15 protein-coding genes are annotated in these 15,418 nt (G+C 39.6%); 7 read left to right on the top strand and 8 right to left on the bottom strand.

Annotated features, from left to right (window positions below):
• Positions 1 to 10: 10 nt before the first annotated feature.
• The gene (locus D0T49_RS02095) at positions 11 to 2,119 is read right to left on the bottom strand and encodes an HD family phosphohydrolase (RefSeq protein WP_163628938.1); all 2,109 of its coding nucleotides are present in this window, start codon (positions 2,117 to 2,119) and stop codon (positions 11 to 13) included.
• A gap of 161 nt (positions 2,120 to 2,280) precedes the next feature.
• Between D0T49_RS02095 and D0T49_RS02100 the strand changes: the two genes are divergently transcribed.
• Positions 2,281 to 2,637, top strand: coding sequence for a hypothetical protein (locus tag D0T49_RS02100; RefSeq protein WP_163628939.1), 357 nt, complete (start codon positions 2,281 to 2,283; stop codon positions 2,635 to 2,637).
• Between the two features lie 78 nt (positions 2,638 to 2,715).
• Here the strand turns inward: D0T49_RS02100 and D0T49_RS02105 are convergent, their stop codons facing one another.
• From D0T49_RS02105 to D0T49_RS02115, 3 genes are all read right to left on the bottom strand, one after another.
• Positions 2,716 to 2,982, bottom strand: coding sequence for a DNA-binding protein (locus D0T49_RS02105; protein WP_163628940.1), 267 nt, complete (start codon positions 2,980 to 2,982; stop codon positions 2,716 to 2,718).
• 343 nt (positions 2,983 to 3,325) lie between these two features.
• Positions 3,326 to 4,579 (bottom strand): DEAD/DEAH box helicase, encoded by a 1,254-nt coding sequence (locus D0T49_RS02110; protein ID WP_163628941.1) that lies wholly within the window; start codon positions 4,577 to 4,579, stop codon positions 3,326 to 3,328.
• An 82-nt stretch (positions 4,580 to 4,661) separates the two neighbouring features.
• Positions 4,662 to 5,006, bottom strand: a complete 345-nt coding sequence (locus tag D0T49_RS02115) for a cupin domain-containing protein (RefSeq protein WP_163628942.1) — start codon at positions 5,004 to 5,006, stop codon at positions 4,662 to 4,664.
• 175 nt (positions 5,007 to 5,181) lie between these two features.
• Here D0T49_RS02115 and D0T49_RS02120 point away from each other — a divergent pair, with 175 nt between their 5' ends.
• The 5 genes from D0T49_RS02120 (at position 5,182) to D0T49_RS02140 (ending at position 11,215) form a co-directional block, all read left to right on the top strand.
• Positions 5,182 to 6,621 (top strand): aminoacyl-histidine dipeptidase, encoded by a 1,440-nt coding sequence (locus tag D0T49_RS02120; protein WP_163628943.1) that lies wholly within the window; start codon positions 5,182 to 5,184, stop codon positions 6,619 to 6,621.
• A gap of 90 nt (positions 6,622 to 6,711) precedes the next feature.
• Positions 6,712 to 7,935 (top strand): HD domain-containing protein, encoded by a 1,224-nt coding sequence (locus D0T49_RS02125; RefSeq protein WP_163628981.1) that lies wholly within the window; start codon positions 6,712 to 6,714, stop codon positions 7,933 to 7,935.
• Between the two features lie 109 nt (positions 7,936 to 8,044).
• Positions 8,045 to 9,097: a UDP-3-O-(3-hydroxymyristoyl)glucosamine N-acyltransferase gene (gene lpxD / locus D0T49_RS02130; protein WP_163628944.1), complete on the top strand. Its 1,053-nt coding sequence runs from the start codon at positions 8,045 to 8,047 to the stop codon at positions 9,095 to 9,097.
• Between the two features lie 3 nt (positions 9,098 to 9,100).
• Positions 9,101 to 10,483, top strand: coding sequence for a bifunctional UDP-3-O-[3-hydroxymyristoyl] N-acetylglucosamine deacetylase/3-hydroxyacyl-ACP dehydratase (locus D0T49_RS02135; protein ID WP_163628945.1), 1,383 nt, complete (start codon positions 9,101 to 9,103; stop codon positions 10,481 to 10,483).
• Positions 10,484 to 10,633: 150 nt separating this feature from the next.
• The gene (locus D0T49_RS02140; protein ID WP_163628946.1) at positions 10,634 to 11,215 is read left to right on the top strand and encodes a 30S ribosomal protein S16; all 582 of its coding nucleotides are present in this window, start codon (positions 10,634 to 10,636) and stop codon (positions 11,213 to 11,215) included.
• Positions 11,216 to 11,380: 165 nt separating this feature from the next.
• On the opposite strand, the gene D0T49_RS02145 is transcribed toward D0T49_RS02140, so the two are convergent.
• Positions 11,381 to 11,776, bottom strand: coding sequence for a DUF5053 domain-containing protein (locus D0T49_RS02145; protein WP_163628947.1), 396 nt, complete (start codon positions 11,774 to 11,776; stop codon positions 11,381 to 11,383).
• Positions 11,777 to 12,153: 377 nt separating this feature from the next.
• Between D0T49_RS02145 and D0T49_RS02150 the strand changes: the two genes are divergently transcribed.
• The gene (locus tag D0T49_RS02150; RefSeq protein ID WP_163628948.1) at positions 12,154 to 12,927 is read left to right on the top strand and encodes a prephenate dehydrogenase/arogenate dehydrogenase family protein; all 774 of its coding nucleotides are present in this window, start codon (positions 12,154 to 12,156) and stop codon (positions 12,925 to 12,927) included.
• A 1-nt stretch (position 12,928) separates the two neighbouring features.
• Here the strand turns inward: D0T49_RS02150 and D0T49_RS02155 are convergent, their stop codons facing one another.
• From D0T49_RS02155 to D0T49_RS02165, 3 genes are read right to left on the bottom strand one after another with little or no spacing between them, the layout of a single operon-like run.
• Positions 12,929 to 13,705 (bottom strand): TIGR02757 family protein, encoded by a 777-nt coding sequence (locus D0T49_RS02155; protein ID WP_163628949.1) that lies wholly within the window; start codon positions 13,703 to 13,705, stop codon positions 12,929 to 12,931.
• Positions 13,706 to 13,710: 5 nt separating this feature from the next.
• Positions 13,711 to 14,487, bottom strand: coding sequence for an ABC transporter permease (locus D0T49_RS02160; protein WP_163628950.1), 777 nt, complete (start codon positions 14,485 to 14,487; stop codon positions 13,711 to 13,713).
• On the bottom strand, positions 14,484 to 15,110 hold the full coding sequence (locus tag D0T49_RS02165; RefSeq protein WP_163628951.1) for an ATP-binding cassette domain-containing protein: 627 nt from the start codon (positions 15,108 to 15,110) through the stop codon (positions 14,484 to 14,486). Before D0T49_RS02165 ends, D0T49_RS02160 begins: the two co-directional genes overlap by 4 nt.
• Positions 15,111 to 15,418: the final 308 nt, after the last annotated feature.

The following is a 15,418-nucleotide window of genomic DNA, read 5'->3' on the forward strand; positions in this document are numbered from 1 at the left end:
CAACAACGTATCATTTGGCGGTATTTTCTTCTTCTTCTTCTTCTTTAATAGTCGGTTCTTCGGACGGGGTTTCTTCTTTCGCTTTTGGATAAGCGATACGGGTATGGTAAATATTAATCAGTTTTTCCTTGAAAACTTGCTTCACCATTTCCACATCCTGAAAAGTAATCGGAGAGTCTTTAAATTGCCCGTCGGCTATTTGCGAGTCAATCATATCTTCCACCATATCGCTGATAGACTGTTCGGTATACTCTTTTAAGCTACGCGAGCGTGCTTCTACCGCATCGGCCATCATAAGTATAGCAGTTTCTTTGCTGCTTGGGGTAGGCCCCGGATAGGTAAATGCCGCTTCATTGGGTTTTACGCCGGGGTTATCGTTGATAAAAGAGTTATAGAAGTATTTTGCTTTGCTCCGTCCGTGATGTGTTCCAATAAAATTAACTATCTGTTCAGGCAAATGATGTTTTTTTGCTATTTGGATTCCATCCGTTACATGGTCGATAATTATTCGGGCTGCATCTTCGTAATCTCTCTCAAGCAAGGGATTCTTTCCGCCTATTTGATTTTCGGTGAAAAATCCCGGGTTTTTCATCTTTCCTATGTCGTGGTAGAGCGCGCCTGTACGTACAAGAAGGCTGTTAGCTCCGATTTTTTTAGCCGCTTCGGTTGCTATGTTCGATACTTGCAACGAGTGTTGGAAAGTACCCGGAGCAGTTTCGGCAAATTTGAGCATGAGGTCGCTGTTTATGTTCGTCAGCTCAATCAGAGTCACGCTCGAAATTAATCCAAATATCTTTTCAAATAAGTAAATCAAAATATATGCGAACAGCAGAAACATACTGCTTATAGCAAAATATATTATAGGCATCCATGCAATACGGCTTATGCTCCCTTCGGTTATGGCGGTGTACGACAGGTACACCACTACATAGCATAGGAAAATGTACAAAGCGGTTTGTGCCAACTGCGAGCGTTGTGCCAAGTCTTTCAAAGTAGAGACAGCCAACATTCCTACTGCAATTTGCAGTATCAGGAACAGAAATGGGTCGTCTATCATGAGTGAGACAATAACCGATGTTATTATATGTGTGTAAAGTGCTGTGCGTGAGTCGAAAAATACACGGATAATAATTGGTAAGAGGGCGTAAGGCACCATGTAATAATTGATAACACTGTTGTGAAAACGTATGGTGAGTGATGCCAGTGTGATAATGAACAATACCAGCATAAGTATCAGCAGTAGGTTTCCATAGCTCTCGTAAATACGGGGGCGGAAAAGGTAAAAATAAGTAAACAGCAGGACGATAAAGCCTAAAACAATGACTATTTTACCTATCAATGAAATATACGACTGGCTGAAACTGCTTTCCTGTTCATTATACTTCATTTTTAGCGAGTTAAGTATAATGTAGGTTTCGGGAGTTACTATCTCGCCCCGGTCGATGATACGCTCGCCGCTCTGAATCATTCCCATAGTCAGCGAGAGGCTTTTTAATAATTCTTTTTCTGACATCTGCGAAGTAATAGTGTCGTATTTCACATTTTCAATCAGATACGAACTAAGATTGTAAGTGTCCAGCAGGTTTTTGTCGGCTACTGTACCTCCGTTCAGTATTTCATTATAAGCAGTTGTGGGTGTATACAGGCTTGTTACTTTTACTGTGCGGGTCAATCGGTCGGGATATATGCAGTTTATTTCCGGTTTTTCCTCAGAAAATAGCTTTTGTTGTTCTTCGGCTGAGATAATTCCTCTGGAATATATCTTATTGAATTTTTGTTGTATAGTGTTTCGTAATATTGGTTGGTAACCGTTATTTCTTTGAAAATCGGAAATAAATTTTTCGTACTGAGTTTTGATTACGGTTGTATCTATTTGATAATAAGGAGTAAAGTTTCTCATTATCTCAGCCCGTTCTTCAGCTATCTGTTCATCGCTTTTATATATCGGAAAATCGAACGAAGCTGTAATAAGCTCGTGTCTCCATGGTTTTCCTACTTCATATTTATAGTTGAATGAATCTGCCGAAGGAAAAAGTTGTATGATAATTATCACAACACAGAGGAATAACCCAAACTTAAACAGGTTTTGTATATGGCTTTTTGTTAATTTTAGTTTCATGCGAAGATATTATATGGTAAATTGAATTTGTGCATGCAAAAATATACATTTTTATTCTAACATATCTCATCTAATTACTTATTGTATAGACAAAATTGCAGAATATTTTTTGCGTTTGAAAAAAATCATATCTTTGCGCTTACATCAAAAAAAGACCAAAAATGAAAAAAAAAACTCTTATTGCTTGTGTGTTTGTAGTAGTTGCTTTGCTAGCATGGTATTTTTACCAACGCTCTGTAAATAACAAAGTAGAAGTATCCGTAGTTGGTATGAACTGTGATAAAACGATGCCCGAAGTTTATCTTCTGGTTATGAATTCGAGTAAAGATGATGTTTCGGGAAACATCAATCTTACATTTACCGATAAAGAAACAAAAGGGAAATTTACTGTGCCCTATACGATGAAGCGTGCGGTAGAGGCTCGTGAGTTCAAACAGGATACTGCATTTATCTCAAATATGTATATTAAAGACTTTGATTGCGAAAGGTATGAGGTAAAGGCCAAAATGAGTAAATAAAAAGATTGAAGATATAAATAAATACGGGGTTTAAACTTCTTGTTTAAACCCCGTATTTATTTTAATGTCTTTTTTTTATTAGTCCTCTATCTGTATTTCTTCTTTTTCCAATATTTTCAATGCAAAGTCTAATATTTGTGTATCGTCAAGCATAACAAGACCACCATCCGGTCCCGGTTCAATATGAACACCCGCACTTTGTCCTGCTCTGTAGTTAGAACCACCGAAATAGTTGCGGACAGTATCGATTTCCAGGCCAAGTTCGTCCGCTATCTTAGCCATACTGCCGTGTGGAAGTGCATCTTTTATCTTACGCAGTTCGTTAAATGTGATTGTCTTAGTCATGATTTTATGGTTTTTGAGATGTTAATAATAAATTAAGTCATAAATAATGTGCTATAAACTTAAGCTATTATTTCTGAACAACCAAACTTTTTTGTATTTTTTTACATGTAGGATGTATATAAAAATTTTATTATGCTGAAAATGCGATTTAGGGCTTTCCGGTGGTGACGTTCTTCTAAAAATGAATAGGTGGGTAAAGAGAATGAGACTTGCAACTCGTAACATGCTTCATCCGACAAGCGGCATGAAGCCGCTGTTCGGGTTGTGTGTGAAAAATTTGTTGGGTTTTGGAGGCTAATGGCTGCTATCAGAGCCTGAGATTAGTAATCTTGTAGCTCGTAACTTATTTGTTATTTCTATTTGGCCTTTTATTATTGCCCGGCTTTTTACCAAAGTTGCCTTTCTTCCCTTTACCGGGGAAACTCCTTTTCATCCGGTGTTTTTCCGGCTCGTACTGAGGGGCTTCTCCTAATTCCTCAGGTATAGGTATTTTATAAATATCTTTACCCAGAAAGTCCTCTATTTGCTTAAACCGGTATTGCTCTTCTACCGATACGAATGTGATTGACATCCCCTCATCGCCCGCCCGTGCCGTGCGTCCTATGCGGTGTACGTAGTCTTCCACTTCGTACGGAACATCGTAGTTTATCACAAGTGTTATGTCATCGATATCAATGCCGCGCGAAACGATGTCGGTAGCCACCAGAATGTTGATTCTGTTGTTTTTAAATTCGTGCATAACATGTTCGCGTTGCGATTGTTCCAGGTCCGAGTGCATTTCGCCTACCGAAAACCCCATGCGACGCAATTCTTTTGTAGTCTCTTTTACTTTCAGTTTCGAGCTGGAAAATAGGATAACCTTATTTGGCTCCTGAGTCGAAAACAGATGCTTTACAAGTTTGGATTTTTGATTTTCGTAGCAGATAAAAGCTGTCTGGATAATGCTTTCGGGAGGACGCGAAACTGCAATGTGTATTTCTTCGGGGGTGTTTAAAATGCTTTTGGCCAGTTTCCTTATTTTGGGCGGCATGGTAGCCGAGAACATGATGGTTTGCCTATCTTTAGGTAATTGTTTTGCAATCAGCATTATATCGTCATAAAACCCCATGTCGAGCATCCGGTCTGCTTCGTCCAGAATAAAGTATTGAACCTGTGAAAAATCAATTTTGTACAGATTGATATGCGACAATAATCGTCCCGGTGTGGCGATAACTACATCTGCCCCTTTTTGTAATCCTCTTTTTTGGACATCCCATGCCTGCGAGTCGTTTCCACCGTAAACCGCCACTGATGAAAAAGGAAGAAAATACGAGAAGCCTTCCATCTGCATGTCAATCTGTTGAGCCAGTTCGCGTGTAGGAGCCATAATGATGGCTTTTATCCCGTCGGTGTTTTGCCCTTCGGTCTGGAGGTTGTGCAGAAGAGGCAGGATAAAAGCGGCTGTTTTTCCTGTGCCGGTTTGCGCGCAGGCTATCACATCTTTTTTTTGCAAAATGATAGGGATTGCTTTTTCCTGCACCGGTGTTGCTTCTTTAAAATTCATTGCCCGCAGGCCTTCCAACACTTCTTCACACAAAGCTAATTCTTCAAAATTCATGAGCTATACTATAAAATGGGATAAGGTGATTTAGATTAATGAAAAAACAGGTTTAATTTTTTTTACCTGCTTACTTTTATATTTAGGCTTTTAAAAAATCGTCTCTCATTGGGCTGAATGCGTCTATGAGAATGCCGGCTTCGATACAGGTTACTCCATGTTTCACATTTGGCTCGATGTAGATGCCATCTCCCGGTTTTACAACCTGTTTTTCATCTCCAACCGCGAATTCAAAAACACCGCTTGCAACGTATGTGCTCTGCGAGTGGGGGTGCGAATGTTCGCTTCCTACTGCATCTTTCTCAAATTCCACTTTTACTATCATCAGGCTGTTGTCATAGCCCAATATCTGACGGCGCATCCCGTTTCCGGCATGCTCCCATTCTGTTTCATTCTCCAGAACGAATGTATTACTTTTTATTGACATATTTTTAATGAAAGATAAATTTTTTTCAGGCTTCAAATGTACGAATAAATGCTGAATAAATGTTATTAAAAAACACTTATTGGAGGATGCAAAACGGCTTTTTGTAATAATGATGCTTTTAAGAAAAAATAAACCTGTATTTTTGCATTGATAAATTAATTTAGAATCACGCATCATGGATTTAAAAACATTGGAGCCTAAAGCACTTTGGAATTATTTTTACGAGATAACACAAATACCCCGTCCATCTAAAAAAGAGGAAAAAATAATAGCTTATTTACAGCAATTCGGCGAAAAGCATAATCTTAGCTCGAAAACCGATAAGGCAGGGAATGTATTGATATATAAGCCTGCAACTAAGGGTTACGAAGGTAAAGATGCGGTGGTTTTGCAAGCCCACATGGATATGGTTGGTGAGAGCAATGTACCTTTTGATTTCGATACAGAACCTATACAGGCATACATAGATGGTGATTGGGTGAAAGCAAAAGACACAACCCTTGGGGCTGACAATGGTATTGGCATGGCTATGATGCTGGCTATTTTAGCATCGGACGAAATACCGCATCCTGCATTGGAGTGTTTGTTTACAGTGGATGAAGAAACGGGGCTTTCCGGAGCATTCGCTTTAGAGAAAAATTTTATTACGGGAAAAACTTTGATTAACCTCGATTCGGAGGATGATGGCGAGATATTTATTGGTTGTGCCGGGGGAGTTGATACGGTAGGGCAGATTGAATTTAAACCGGATAAAGCGCCCGAAGGCTATTTCGCTTTCGAAGTGTCAATAAAAGGGCTTAAAGGAGGGCACTCGGGCGATGATATTGATAAAGGTCTGGGCAATGCAAATAAGATATTGAACCGTTTTCTGTGGAAAGTAAATAAGGAAACTGATTTGCGTTTGCATAGTTTCGATGGTGGAAAACAGAGGAATGCTATTCCCCGCGAAGCTGTGGCTGTAGGGTGCATCCCTTATTGTGATAAGGAAAAACTACGTGTATTGTTCAACCTCTTTGTGAGTGACGTGGAAGGGGAGAAAGGTAAAGTAGAGCCGAAAATGAAATTGTCATTATCGTCGGGCGATATGCCGGAGAATGTGATGGATAAAAAAACGTCCGACGCTCTACTGAATACGCTATATGCCTGTCCGCATGGGGTGATTGCAATGAGCATTGATATGCCCGGTCTGGTCGAAACTTCCACTAACCTGGCATCGGTAAAAATGAAAGAAAAGAATATTGTAGAAATAACTACCAGTCAGCGTAGCTCTATCGAATCGTCGAAATATGATATTGCCTGTCAGGTAGAATCTGTATTGTTGCTTGGAGGTGCTGAAGTAAAACATGGTGACGGGTATCCGGGTTGGAAACCTAACCTTAATTCGGCGATATTAAAAAAAGCGGAAGAAAGTTATAAAAAACTGTTTGACGCAGATGCAAAAGTGCGGGCTATTCATGCGGGATTGGAGTGTGGCTTGTTCCTTGAGAAGTATCCTTATCTGGATATGATTTCCATTGGGCCTGCTATGCGTGGGGTGCATTCGCCCGACGAAATGTTAAGTATATCGTCGACACAAAAGTGTTTCACCTGGCTGTGTGATATTTTAAAACGTTGAAATAGTCTTATTGTAGTTTTATTGAAAAGATAATTGCTTCTTAACCTCCCCTTGGGGGAGGTTGGAGGGGCTAATAATAACAAAATGGGAATCCCAAATAAACGAAAAATGATTAACGACCCGGTTTTCGGGTTTATCAATATCCCCAATAATTTTATTTATGATATAATCCAGCATCCTTATTTTCAACGTCTCAACCGCATAAAACAACTGGGGCTGTCATCGGTTGTGTATCCCGGCGCACAGCATACCCGTTTTCAGCATTCCCTTGGGGCAATGTATCTGATGGGTGAAGCTATCGCCCAACTTCGGTGGCAAGGGCATGAAATTACTGCGGAAGAAGAAAATGCGGCTCTCGCATGTATCCTCTTGCACGATATTGGTCATGGCCCTTTTTCACATAGTTTAGAGCATAGCTTGGTTTCGGGTGTAAACCACGAAGAACTTTCCCTCCTGATGATGCAAAAGATTAATGTAGAGTTTGACGGTAAATTAGAGCTTGCGCTGGAGATATTCCGGAATAAATATCCTAAGAAATACTTACACCAATTAGTTTCGAGCCAGCTCGATATGGACAGGATAGATTACCTGAGCCGTGATAGTTTTTACTCAGGTGTGAGCGAGGGTATTATTGGTGGGGCACGTATTATCGAAATGTTGAATCTGCATAATGGTGAGCTGGTTGTAGATGTGAAAGGAATTTATTCCATCGAGAAATTCCTCGTAGCCCGCCGTCTGATGTACTGGCAGGTTTATCTTCATAAAACATCTGTTGCAGCTGAGAAAATGCTGTTGAATATATTGAAGCGGGCTAAACAGTTGGCTTCGGAAGGTATTCAATTATTCTCGTCGCCTGCGCTTCATTATTTTCTTTATCAGGACATATCAAAGCAGAGCTTCTCTACTTCGGACGAAGCGCTGGATAATTTTGCATTGCTGGACGATTCGGATATTATATGTGCTATAAAAGCGTGGTCTTTGCACACGGATATTGTTTTGTCTGCATTGTGCAAAGCGTTTATGAACAGGCGTTTATTTAAAGTAAATGTATCGGATAAAGCAGTTGGAGAACGGGAGAAGAAAGCCTGTCTTGATAAGTATATTGAATTTTTTGGTATAAATATTGACGAAGCAGAATACTTTATTGGCGAAGAAACCGTTAGTACTGATACTTACAATCCTAAAGACGACAGGATAAACATATTGTATAAAGACGGGACTATAAAAGATATAGCTGATGCCTCGGATATGCTGAATATAAATGTCCTGACAAAAAAAGTGGAGAAAAATTATTTTTGTTATTACAGGCTATGATAAAGGAAGTGTTTTTCATGCTTAACCAACATTATTAATTTTCAAATAAATACATCTTAATTAATATATTTAGAAATAGTTTATTATTTTTGTGCCAAAATTTTTTTATATGGAGTTTACTGCCCAACAAATTGCAGAATATCTAAAAGGTGAAATTCAAGGAGATAAATCCACAAAAGTACATGACTTCTCAAAAATAGAAGATGGTAAACCCGGAACGCTGAGTTTTCTTTCCAACCCCAAATACAGCCAATACATATACGATAGTAAGGCAAGCATCATTTTGGTAAACAAGGACTTCGAGCCTGAAAAAGAAGTGAGTGCTACATTGATACGTGTGGATAATGCATACGAGTCTCTGGCGCAGTTATTATCCTTAGTAGAACAATTTACCCCGAAGAAAACAGGAATATCTTCGCTGGCAGTTGTATCTTCTTCGGCTGTCATTGGCGAAAATGCTTACATTGCCCCTTATGCTTATATTGGCGATAATGTAGTGATTGGTAAAGATGCCCGCATACATTCTCATGTATGCATCGAAGATGATACCAAGATAGGAGATAGCACAACGATTTATTCAGGAGCTACAGTTTACAAAAAATGTATAATCGGCAACAACTGTACGATACATGCCGGAGCAGTGATAGGTGGCGATGGATTCGGATTTGCACCCACTGAAGACGGCTCTTACAAAAAGATTCCACAAATGGGGAATGTCATTTTAGAGGATAATGTGGATATAGGGTGTAATGCTACGGTTGATAGGGCAACGTTGGGAAGCACCATTATTCGCAAAGGTGTGAAAATAGATAACCTGGTGCAGATTGCGCATAATGTGGAGGTAGGCGAAAACACCGCAATCGCATCACAGTGTGGTGTGGCAGGTTCTACCAAGATTGGACGGAATTGTGTCCTTGCCGGACAAGTTGGTGTTTCCGGCCATTTGCAAATAGCCGACGGAAGCATATTCGGAGCTCAAACCGGAGTTCCCAACTCAATAAAAACTCCAAACCAAACATATTTAGGCTATCCGGCATTGCCTGTTGGTAATTTCCGCCGCTCGTCGGTAGTTTATAAAAACCTTCCTGAACTTCAGAAAACGGTTTTTGATTTACAAAAGAAAATCGCAGAATTAGAAGAAAAAATAAACGGTTCCAAGTAAAATATGTCTAAACAAAGAACAATTAAAGATTCTTTCTCTTTCAACGGAAAAGGATTACATACCGGATTGGATATTACTTTGACATTCCTTCCTGCGCCCGAAAACCACGGCATAAAGATACAACGTATAGATTTAGATGAAAAACCAATAATAGATGCTCTTGCAGAGTATGTAGATGCAACTACAAGGGGTACAGTATTGAAAAAAGGAGATATACAGGTTAGTACTATTGAGCATGTTATGTCTGCTTTGTATGCACTGGGCATCGACAATTGCTTGCTGGAAGTAAATGCTCCTGAGTTTCCTATACTTGATGGTAGTGCTAAGTATTATATAGAGGCTATTCAGAAATTCGGAATTGTAGAGCAAAACGAGGATAAGGATTATTTTATAGTTAAGAAAAAAATAGAGTACCACCTTCCCGACAGCGATTCAAGAATAATAATACTCCCTGACGATAAATTCAGTGTAGATGTTCATATCGGGTTTAAATCTCCAATATTGAACAATCAGTTTGCATCGCTAGAGTCGTTGGATGATTATGTGGATGAAGTTTCAGCAACACGTACGTTTGTGTTTGTGCGCGAGATAGTGCCTTTGTTGAAAATGGGACTTATAAAGGGCGGTGACTTAGAGAATGCCATTGTTATATATGATGAGTTGATGCCGCAGGAGGATTTGGATAGTTTAGCTGACTTGCTGGGAGTGGAGCGTCTTGATGCTTCTAAATTAGGCTACCTGACAGACTTAAGATTTGAGAATGAGCCTGCCCGTCATAAATTGCTGGATGTGATTGGTGATTTAGCATTAGTCGGAAAACCTATTGTCGGGAAAGTAATTGCAACTTATCCCGGTCATAAAACCAATACGGATACGGCAAAACTTATTCGCAAGGAAATCAAAAAACAGGAAATACAAGCTCCGGTTTATGATGAATCTTCTGTGCCTGTATTGGATGTAAATGCGATACGTAAACTGTTACCACATCGCTGGCCTTTTCTTTTGGTAGATAAGGTGATAGATATACGGGATAAGTTTATTGTAGGGGTGAAAAATGTAAGCGGAAATGAGACTTTTTTTGTCGGTCACTTCCCCGAAGAGCCTGTTATGCCCGGAGTGCTTATAGTAGAGGCGATGGCGCAGTCGGGAGGTTTGTTGGTATTGAGCCAACTGGAAGATGCCCATAACTATTCTACTTATTTTTTGAAGATAGACAATGTTAAATTTCGGCAGAAAGTTGTACCGGGCGATACGCTTATTTTCCGTGTAGAACTTCTTACCGAAATCAGGCGTGGAATAGCCACTATGCGTGGCTTGGCTTTTGTGGGCGGTAAAATTGTTTGTGAAGCAGAGTTTACCGCACAAATAGTAAAAAATAAAGGATAGGGGAGTTAGAAAGAAGTTAAAAGAAGGGGATGAATTTATAATGTCAAAATATTGGGACATTATTTTTATAATCCAAATATAAACCGTATTTTTGCAACCGCTTTTCGAGAAAAAGCATTTTAGGTATAATCATTTAAAAATAAAAAAAACATGCCAGTAAAAATGAGATTGCAACGTCACGGTCGTAAAGGATATGCTTATTATCATATCGTGATTGCTGACAGCAGAGCGCCACGTGATGGCCGTTTTATCGAACGCGTTGGGTCGTACAACCCAAACACAAACCCAGCTACTGTAAATTTGAAATTTGACAGAGCTTTGTATTGGCTTCAAACAGGAGCACAGCCTACTGATACAGTACGTAATATCCTATCGTGGGAAGGCGTATTGATGAAAAATCACTTGTTAGGTGGTGTTAAAAAAGGCGCTTTCAGTGCCGAAGAGGCTGAAAAACGTTTTGAGGCTTGGAAAGCTGACAAAACAAATAAAGTAACAAAAACTAAAGAACAACTTGCTGCTGATAAAAAAGCTGCTGAAAAAGCGCGTCTTGATGCAGAAGTTGCAATAAATAAAGAAAAAGCTGCTGAATTGGCGAAGAAAAAAGCTGCTGAAGCAAAAGCAGCCGAGGCAAGCGAAGAAGCAGTAGAAGAAACTCCTGCTGAAGAAGCTGCTCCTGTAGCCGAAGAAGCTGCTCCTGTAGCCGAAGAAGCTCCGGAAGCTGCTGCTGAGTAATCAGGTTTTTTCTTAAAGAAAAAGTATAGAAAAGAGTCGGGAACATGTTTCCGGCTCTTTTTGTTGTAGCTTGTATTGAAAAAATGCTTCAAAGTATTTTTCAAAAAAAAACTCCCAGCCAATAAAGGTAGGGAGTTGATGTATAAGAATATTCAAAAAAAATTTTTAACGAGAAATGTGAAACGTAGCTATTTTTTTCGATATATCCTCAAATGCAGCATTGAGTGTTTCTATCTCTTCGGGGGTAAACTGTGCTGGTTTGCCGTTTACATTTAGCTCATTAATACGTTGGCTCAACCAACTTTTGGTTTTATTAAAGTAAGTCTTTGCAATATACGACATAGATACTATTTCTGTTATTTCACTCATCTGCTCTTTTACTTTTAGTTTTTTTGCATCGTAGAGTGTCCTGCGCATACTAGTAATCACAGCTTCTTCAAATCCTTCTGGGTCTTCTTGAGCAAGCCGTTCAAAATCGGCATTGAGTATTGTCCTTGCTTTGTCCGATTTTGCATGAATGTCCTGATCTTTCAGAATTTCAAATTTTTCTTTTGTTGTCATATCCGTATGTTTTTAGGATTAAATATCTGTTTTAAGTTCTTCCACTATTTCGGCGATAATTGCATCTAGATCGTCTGTGTTTTTGAATCTGGAAGAAAAGAATCTGTATTTTCGCAGGTAAAACAAAAGTTCTTTTTTAATTCTTCGTCTTTCCTTAGATACATACTGTTTCATTCTTTGCTATATTAGTTCTTTTTAATGAAACAAAGGTAATAAACTTTTGTTTATTGGTCAAGCGATTTGAAAAAACACCTCAATTATTTTGAAAAAACATCTTCAGTTTTAATTAAGAGGGTATTGATATTGTAGTCCCGCAGTTTGTAGCTTGCGACTTTTAATATTACTTTTGTGCGATAAAATAATAACGATAAGAAGCGATGAAGATTTTAATTCTGGGTGCCGGAAAAATGGGTGCTTTCCTTACTGACGTTTTATGTTTACAACATGAAGTTGCGCTTTTCGATACGGACCCGAAACAGTTGAGGTTTGTGTTCAATACTCTGCGGATGACAAAATACGAGGAAATAAAGGAGTTTGAACCGGAGTTGATGATAAACTGTGTGACGCTGAAATACACCATGGATGCTTTTAATAAAGTGCTGCCATACCTGCCTAAAAGTTGTATAATATCTGATATTGCTTCGGTGAAAACAGGCTTGCAAAGCTATTATGACAAAACGGGTTTCAAATATGTATCTACACACCCGATGTTCGGCCCTACATTTGCTACGCTTGATAATTTACGGACTCAAAATGCTATTATCATATCCGAGTCCGACCATATGGGCAAGGCATTTTTCAAAGATTTATATGCTTCGCTCAATTTGAATATCTTTGAATATAGTTTTGAGGAGCATGACGAAACTATTGCTTACTCTCTTTCCATCCCTTTTGCATCTACATTGACGTTTGCGTCGGTAATGAAACCTATCGAGGCACCGGGTACTACTTTCAAAAGGCACATGGATATTGCAAAGGGTTTGCTCTCGGAAGATGATTATCTGCTTTCTGAAATTCTGTTCAACCCCTATACTCCTACGCAGCTTGAAAATATACGTACGGAGTTGGCCAACCTGCTCGAAATGATTGAAACCAAGGATACTGAAAAAATGCAGGCTTTCCTGAAAAAAGTAAGAAAAAATATAGAGTAAGTTATTTCTCAAGTATTTTACTTTCTCCTATGCCGAACAAAGCGAAATCGTATAAGATAGGGTCGGAGGGGTTTATTCCATTCAATACGGCGGTTAATTCTTCCACAGCTTTGCGGTCGTTCTGTTTGCGCTGAAGTAAGCCTAATTTGCGGGAAATATTCGCTACATGCACATCTAAAGGTATTTGGAGTTCGGAAGGCGATATGTTTTTCCACGCTCCTATATCTACAATTCCATCATTCCTTACCAGCCAGCGTAAAGCTAAATGGAGGCGTTTGCAGGCAGAATTGTCCGGGTTGGATACGTGCTTCAAACTTTTATCCGAAACGTCTGAATTTGCATGTTGAATGTGCTCTCTGAAGAGACGTATACCTTCCCATATCCGTTTCTCTTTATCGGGGTTCGAACTGAATAAGGTTTCAATGCTGTCATATTTATTGTATATAGTATTCAGCCCACGGCAGATATATGCCATGTCGTCTTCAAAGAAAGTGCGGTGAACGTTTGTCTTTTCAAGAGATTCATAGCCTTTTCCCATCACGTAGTCGTAAGGCGAAGCTCCCATAATAGTGTGCATCTTTGCTGCCGATTTCAATATCAGGCTTCTTTTGCCCCATGTTATGGTTGCTGTAAGGAAAGCGGACACTTCAATGTCCTGCATATGCTCGTACCTGCGCGGAAACTGGACAGGGTCACTCTCAATAAACGCAGGCACATTGAAGCGTGTTGCCATCGTATCAAGTAGTTCTTTTATTTCATCACTTACTTTTACATTCATTTCCGTTAGAATTTCTTTAAACCATACTCATCGAATGCCTGTTTGCGGCACAGCCACATGGAGAATAGTACGGCGATGAGTGAAGATGCAAAAATGGTAATCATCAGCATAATCTGGTATTTGATGGCAGTATTGGGGTTGCTGCCTCCAAGTATTTGTCCGGTCATTGTTCCCGGTAGGGAGATAAGCCCCATTACAGCCATAGATGCAATGGTAGGGTTGAACGACTTGGTGATAGCTTCTCTGATGAATGGCGCTAACGCCTCGCTCCGGCTGGCACCATTGCCCAGCATATAATAGTAGTATTGTTTTTCGCGTTCTAGACTGCCAAAGAAGGAATTCAGTGCAAGCACGTTGGCAGTAAGCATATTGCCGAGCAGCATGCCGCTTACGGGTATAAAGTAGCGTGCCTCAAATAGGTGGTTTAGCCGTACCACCAACCCCATAAAATAAGTATCGATAATGGTAATGGAAAATAAGAGCGAAATGGCGATAGAGGTAAACAACTGTTTCAAAGGCAACTTAGTTCGTTTTAAAATAGTATAAGAAGCTACCATGACCATCACAAGTACCCAAAGCACGTTCACCCACCAAAGGTTCAACTTGAACAGATATTCGAGGTAAAGCCCTACAAGAAACAACTGTATGGTCATTCTTGATGCTGAAATTAGTGTCGCTTTTACCAGTCCCGTGCGAAAATAGTAAAGGAAATAAACGGGGATAAGCAACAGCAAGAAACCCGCTATAAATCCCCATAAGCTTATATCGATTGTTTGATTCATATTTCGGTAGGTTTTAATTCGAGGTTGGTAAATGATTCGGTAAACCGTCTGTCGTGCGAAATAGCAAGCATCGTAGTTTGTTCCAATCCTTTTATGAACTTGATTAAGCTCTCAATAGAGTCCGGGTCGAGTGCCGAAGTGGGCTCATCAAGCAGAAGCACCGGTTTTTGGAGTAACGCGGCTATGGCTATCATAATGCGTTGTTGTTCGCCACCTGATACTTCGTTTAGCCTTTTTTCGTACAAAGAAGCGTCCAATCCTAATTGTTCAAAATAGCTCAGAATAAGTTCCTTTTTCGGAAATTTGTTTTTGTTTGCTTTAAACTGAAAGGGTGCGGCTATTACATCTTTTACATATTCGAAAGGGAGGGCTGCTTCCTGAGGCACCCATGCAATTTCTTCGCGGATAGTATCAATCGTTTGCTTGTTTATTTCAGTTCCGTTTAGAGAAACGCTTCCTGCCGCCGGCTGATGAAAACCGAGCAGGAGAGACATAAGCGAACTTTTTCCGCTTCCGGATTTACCCCAAAGCACAAATTTTTCGTTTTTGGAGATTTCGAGAGAAAAGTTTTTTACAATGGTTTTATTATCAAAAGTGATGGAGATGTTATCGAAACTTATCATTTTCTGAAAAATTTATACAAAGGTAAGCAAAATAATTAATTGAAGGGGAGAGGTGAATTTAAGGGAAAGGCAATTCGCATCAAAATATGCCGAATTGCTATTTTATTCTTTCGTAGCCGAAGCTAATTTTTCCGCCTCAACTGGTGAGCGTTAAAAAATTCAGCGTAACGCAGTGTTAAACAGGATTTGCTGTTTGACGAGCGAAGCGAGGAGTTTCAAAGACTGTAGCGGAGTGTAGCTGAATTTTAGCGAAGCAGGTGTAGCGGTGAATGCACCGTTTAAGCGAAAGCAGAGTCAAGCTTGCTTGA

The organism is Paludibacter sp. 221 (assembly GCF_010501035.1).
Lineage (GTDB): Bacteria > Bacteroidota > Bacteroidia > Bacteroidales > Paludibacteraceae > QVMH01.

What these genes read in the sequence shown, in the direction of transcription:
- D0T49_RS02095 (WP_163628938.1), bottom strand. Translation starts at nt 2,119, where the DNA reads ATGAAACTAAAATTAACAAAAAGCCATATACAAAACCTGTTTAAGTTT.
- D0T49_RS02100 (WP_163628939.1), top strand. Translation starts at nt 2,281, where the DNA reads ATGAAAAAAAAAACTCTTATTGCTTGTGTGTTTGTAGTAGTTGCTTTG.
- D0T49_RS02105 (WP_163628940.1), bottom strand. Translation starts at nt 2,982, where the DNA reads ATGACTAAGACAATCACATTTAACGAACTGCGTAAGATAAAAGATGCA.
- D0T49_RS02110 (WP_163628941.1), bottom strand. Translation starts at nt 4,579, where the DNA reads ATGAATTTTGAAGAATTAGCTTTGTGTGAAGAAGTGTTGGAAGGCCTG.
- D0T49_RS02115 (WP_163628942.1), bottom strand. Translation starts at nt 5,006, where the DNA reads ATGTCAATAAAAAGTAATACATTCGTTCTGGAGAATGAAACAGAATGG.
- D0T49_RS02120 (WP_163628943.1), top strand. Translation starts at nt 5,182, where the DNA reads ATGGATTTAAAAACATTGGAGCCTAAAGCACTTTGGAATTATTTTTAC.
- lpxD (WP_163628944.1), top strand. Translation starts at nt 8,045, where the DNA reads ATGGAGTTTACTGCCCAACAAATTGCAGAATATCTAAAAGGTGAAATT.
- D0T49_RS02135 (WP_163628945.1), top strand. Translation starts at nt 9,101, where the DNA reads ATGTCTAAACAAAGAACAATTAAAGATTCTTTCTCTTTCAACGGAAAA.
- D0T49_RS02140 (WP_163628946.1), top strand. Translation starts at nt 10,634, where the DNA reads ATGCCAGTAAAAATGAGATTGCAACGTCACGGTCGTAAAGGATATGCT.
- D0T49_RS02145 (WP_163628947.1), bottom strand. Translation starts at nt 11,776, where the DNA reads ATGACAACAAAAGAAAAATTTGAAATTCTGAAAGATCAGGACATTCAT.
- D0T49_RS02150 (WP_163628948.1), top strand. Translation starts at nt 12,154, where the DNA reads ATGAAGATTTTAATTCTGGGTGCCGGAAAAATGGGTGCTTTCCTTACT.
- D0T49_RS02155 (WP_163628949.1), bottom strand. Translation starts at nt 13,705, where the DNA reads ATGAATGTAAAAGTAAGTGATGAAATAAAAGAACTACTTGATACGATG.
- D0T49_RS02160 (WP_163628950.1), bottom strand. Translation starts at nt 14,487, where the DNA reads ATGAATCAAACAATCGATATAAGCTTATGGGGATTTATAGCGGGTTTC.
- D0T49_RS02165 (WP_163628951.1), bottom strand. Translation starts at nt 15,110, where the DNA reads ATGATAAGTTTCGATAACATCTCCATCACTTTTGATAATAAAACCATT.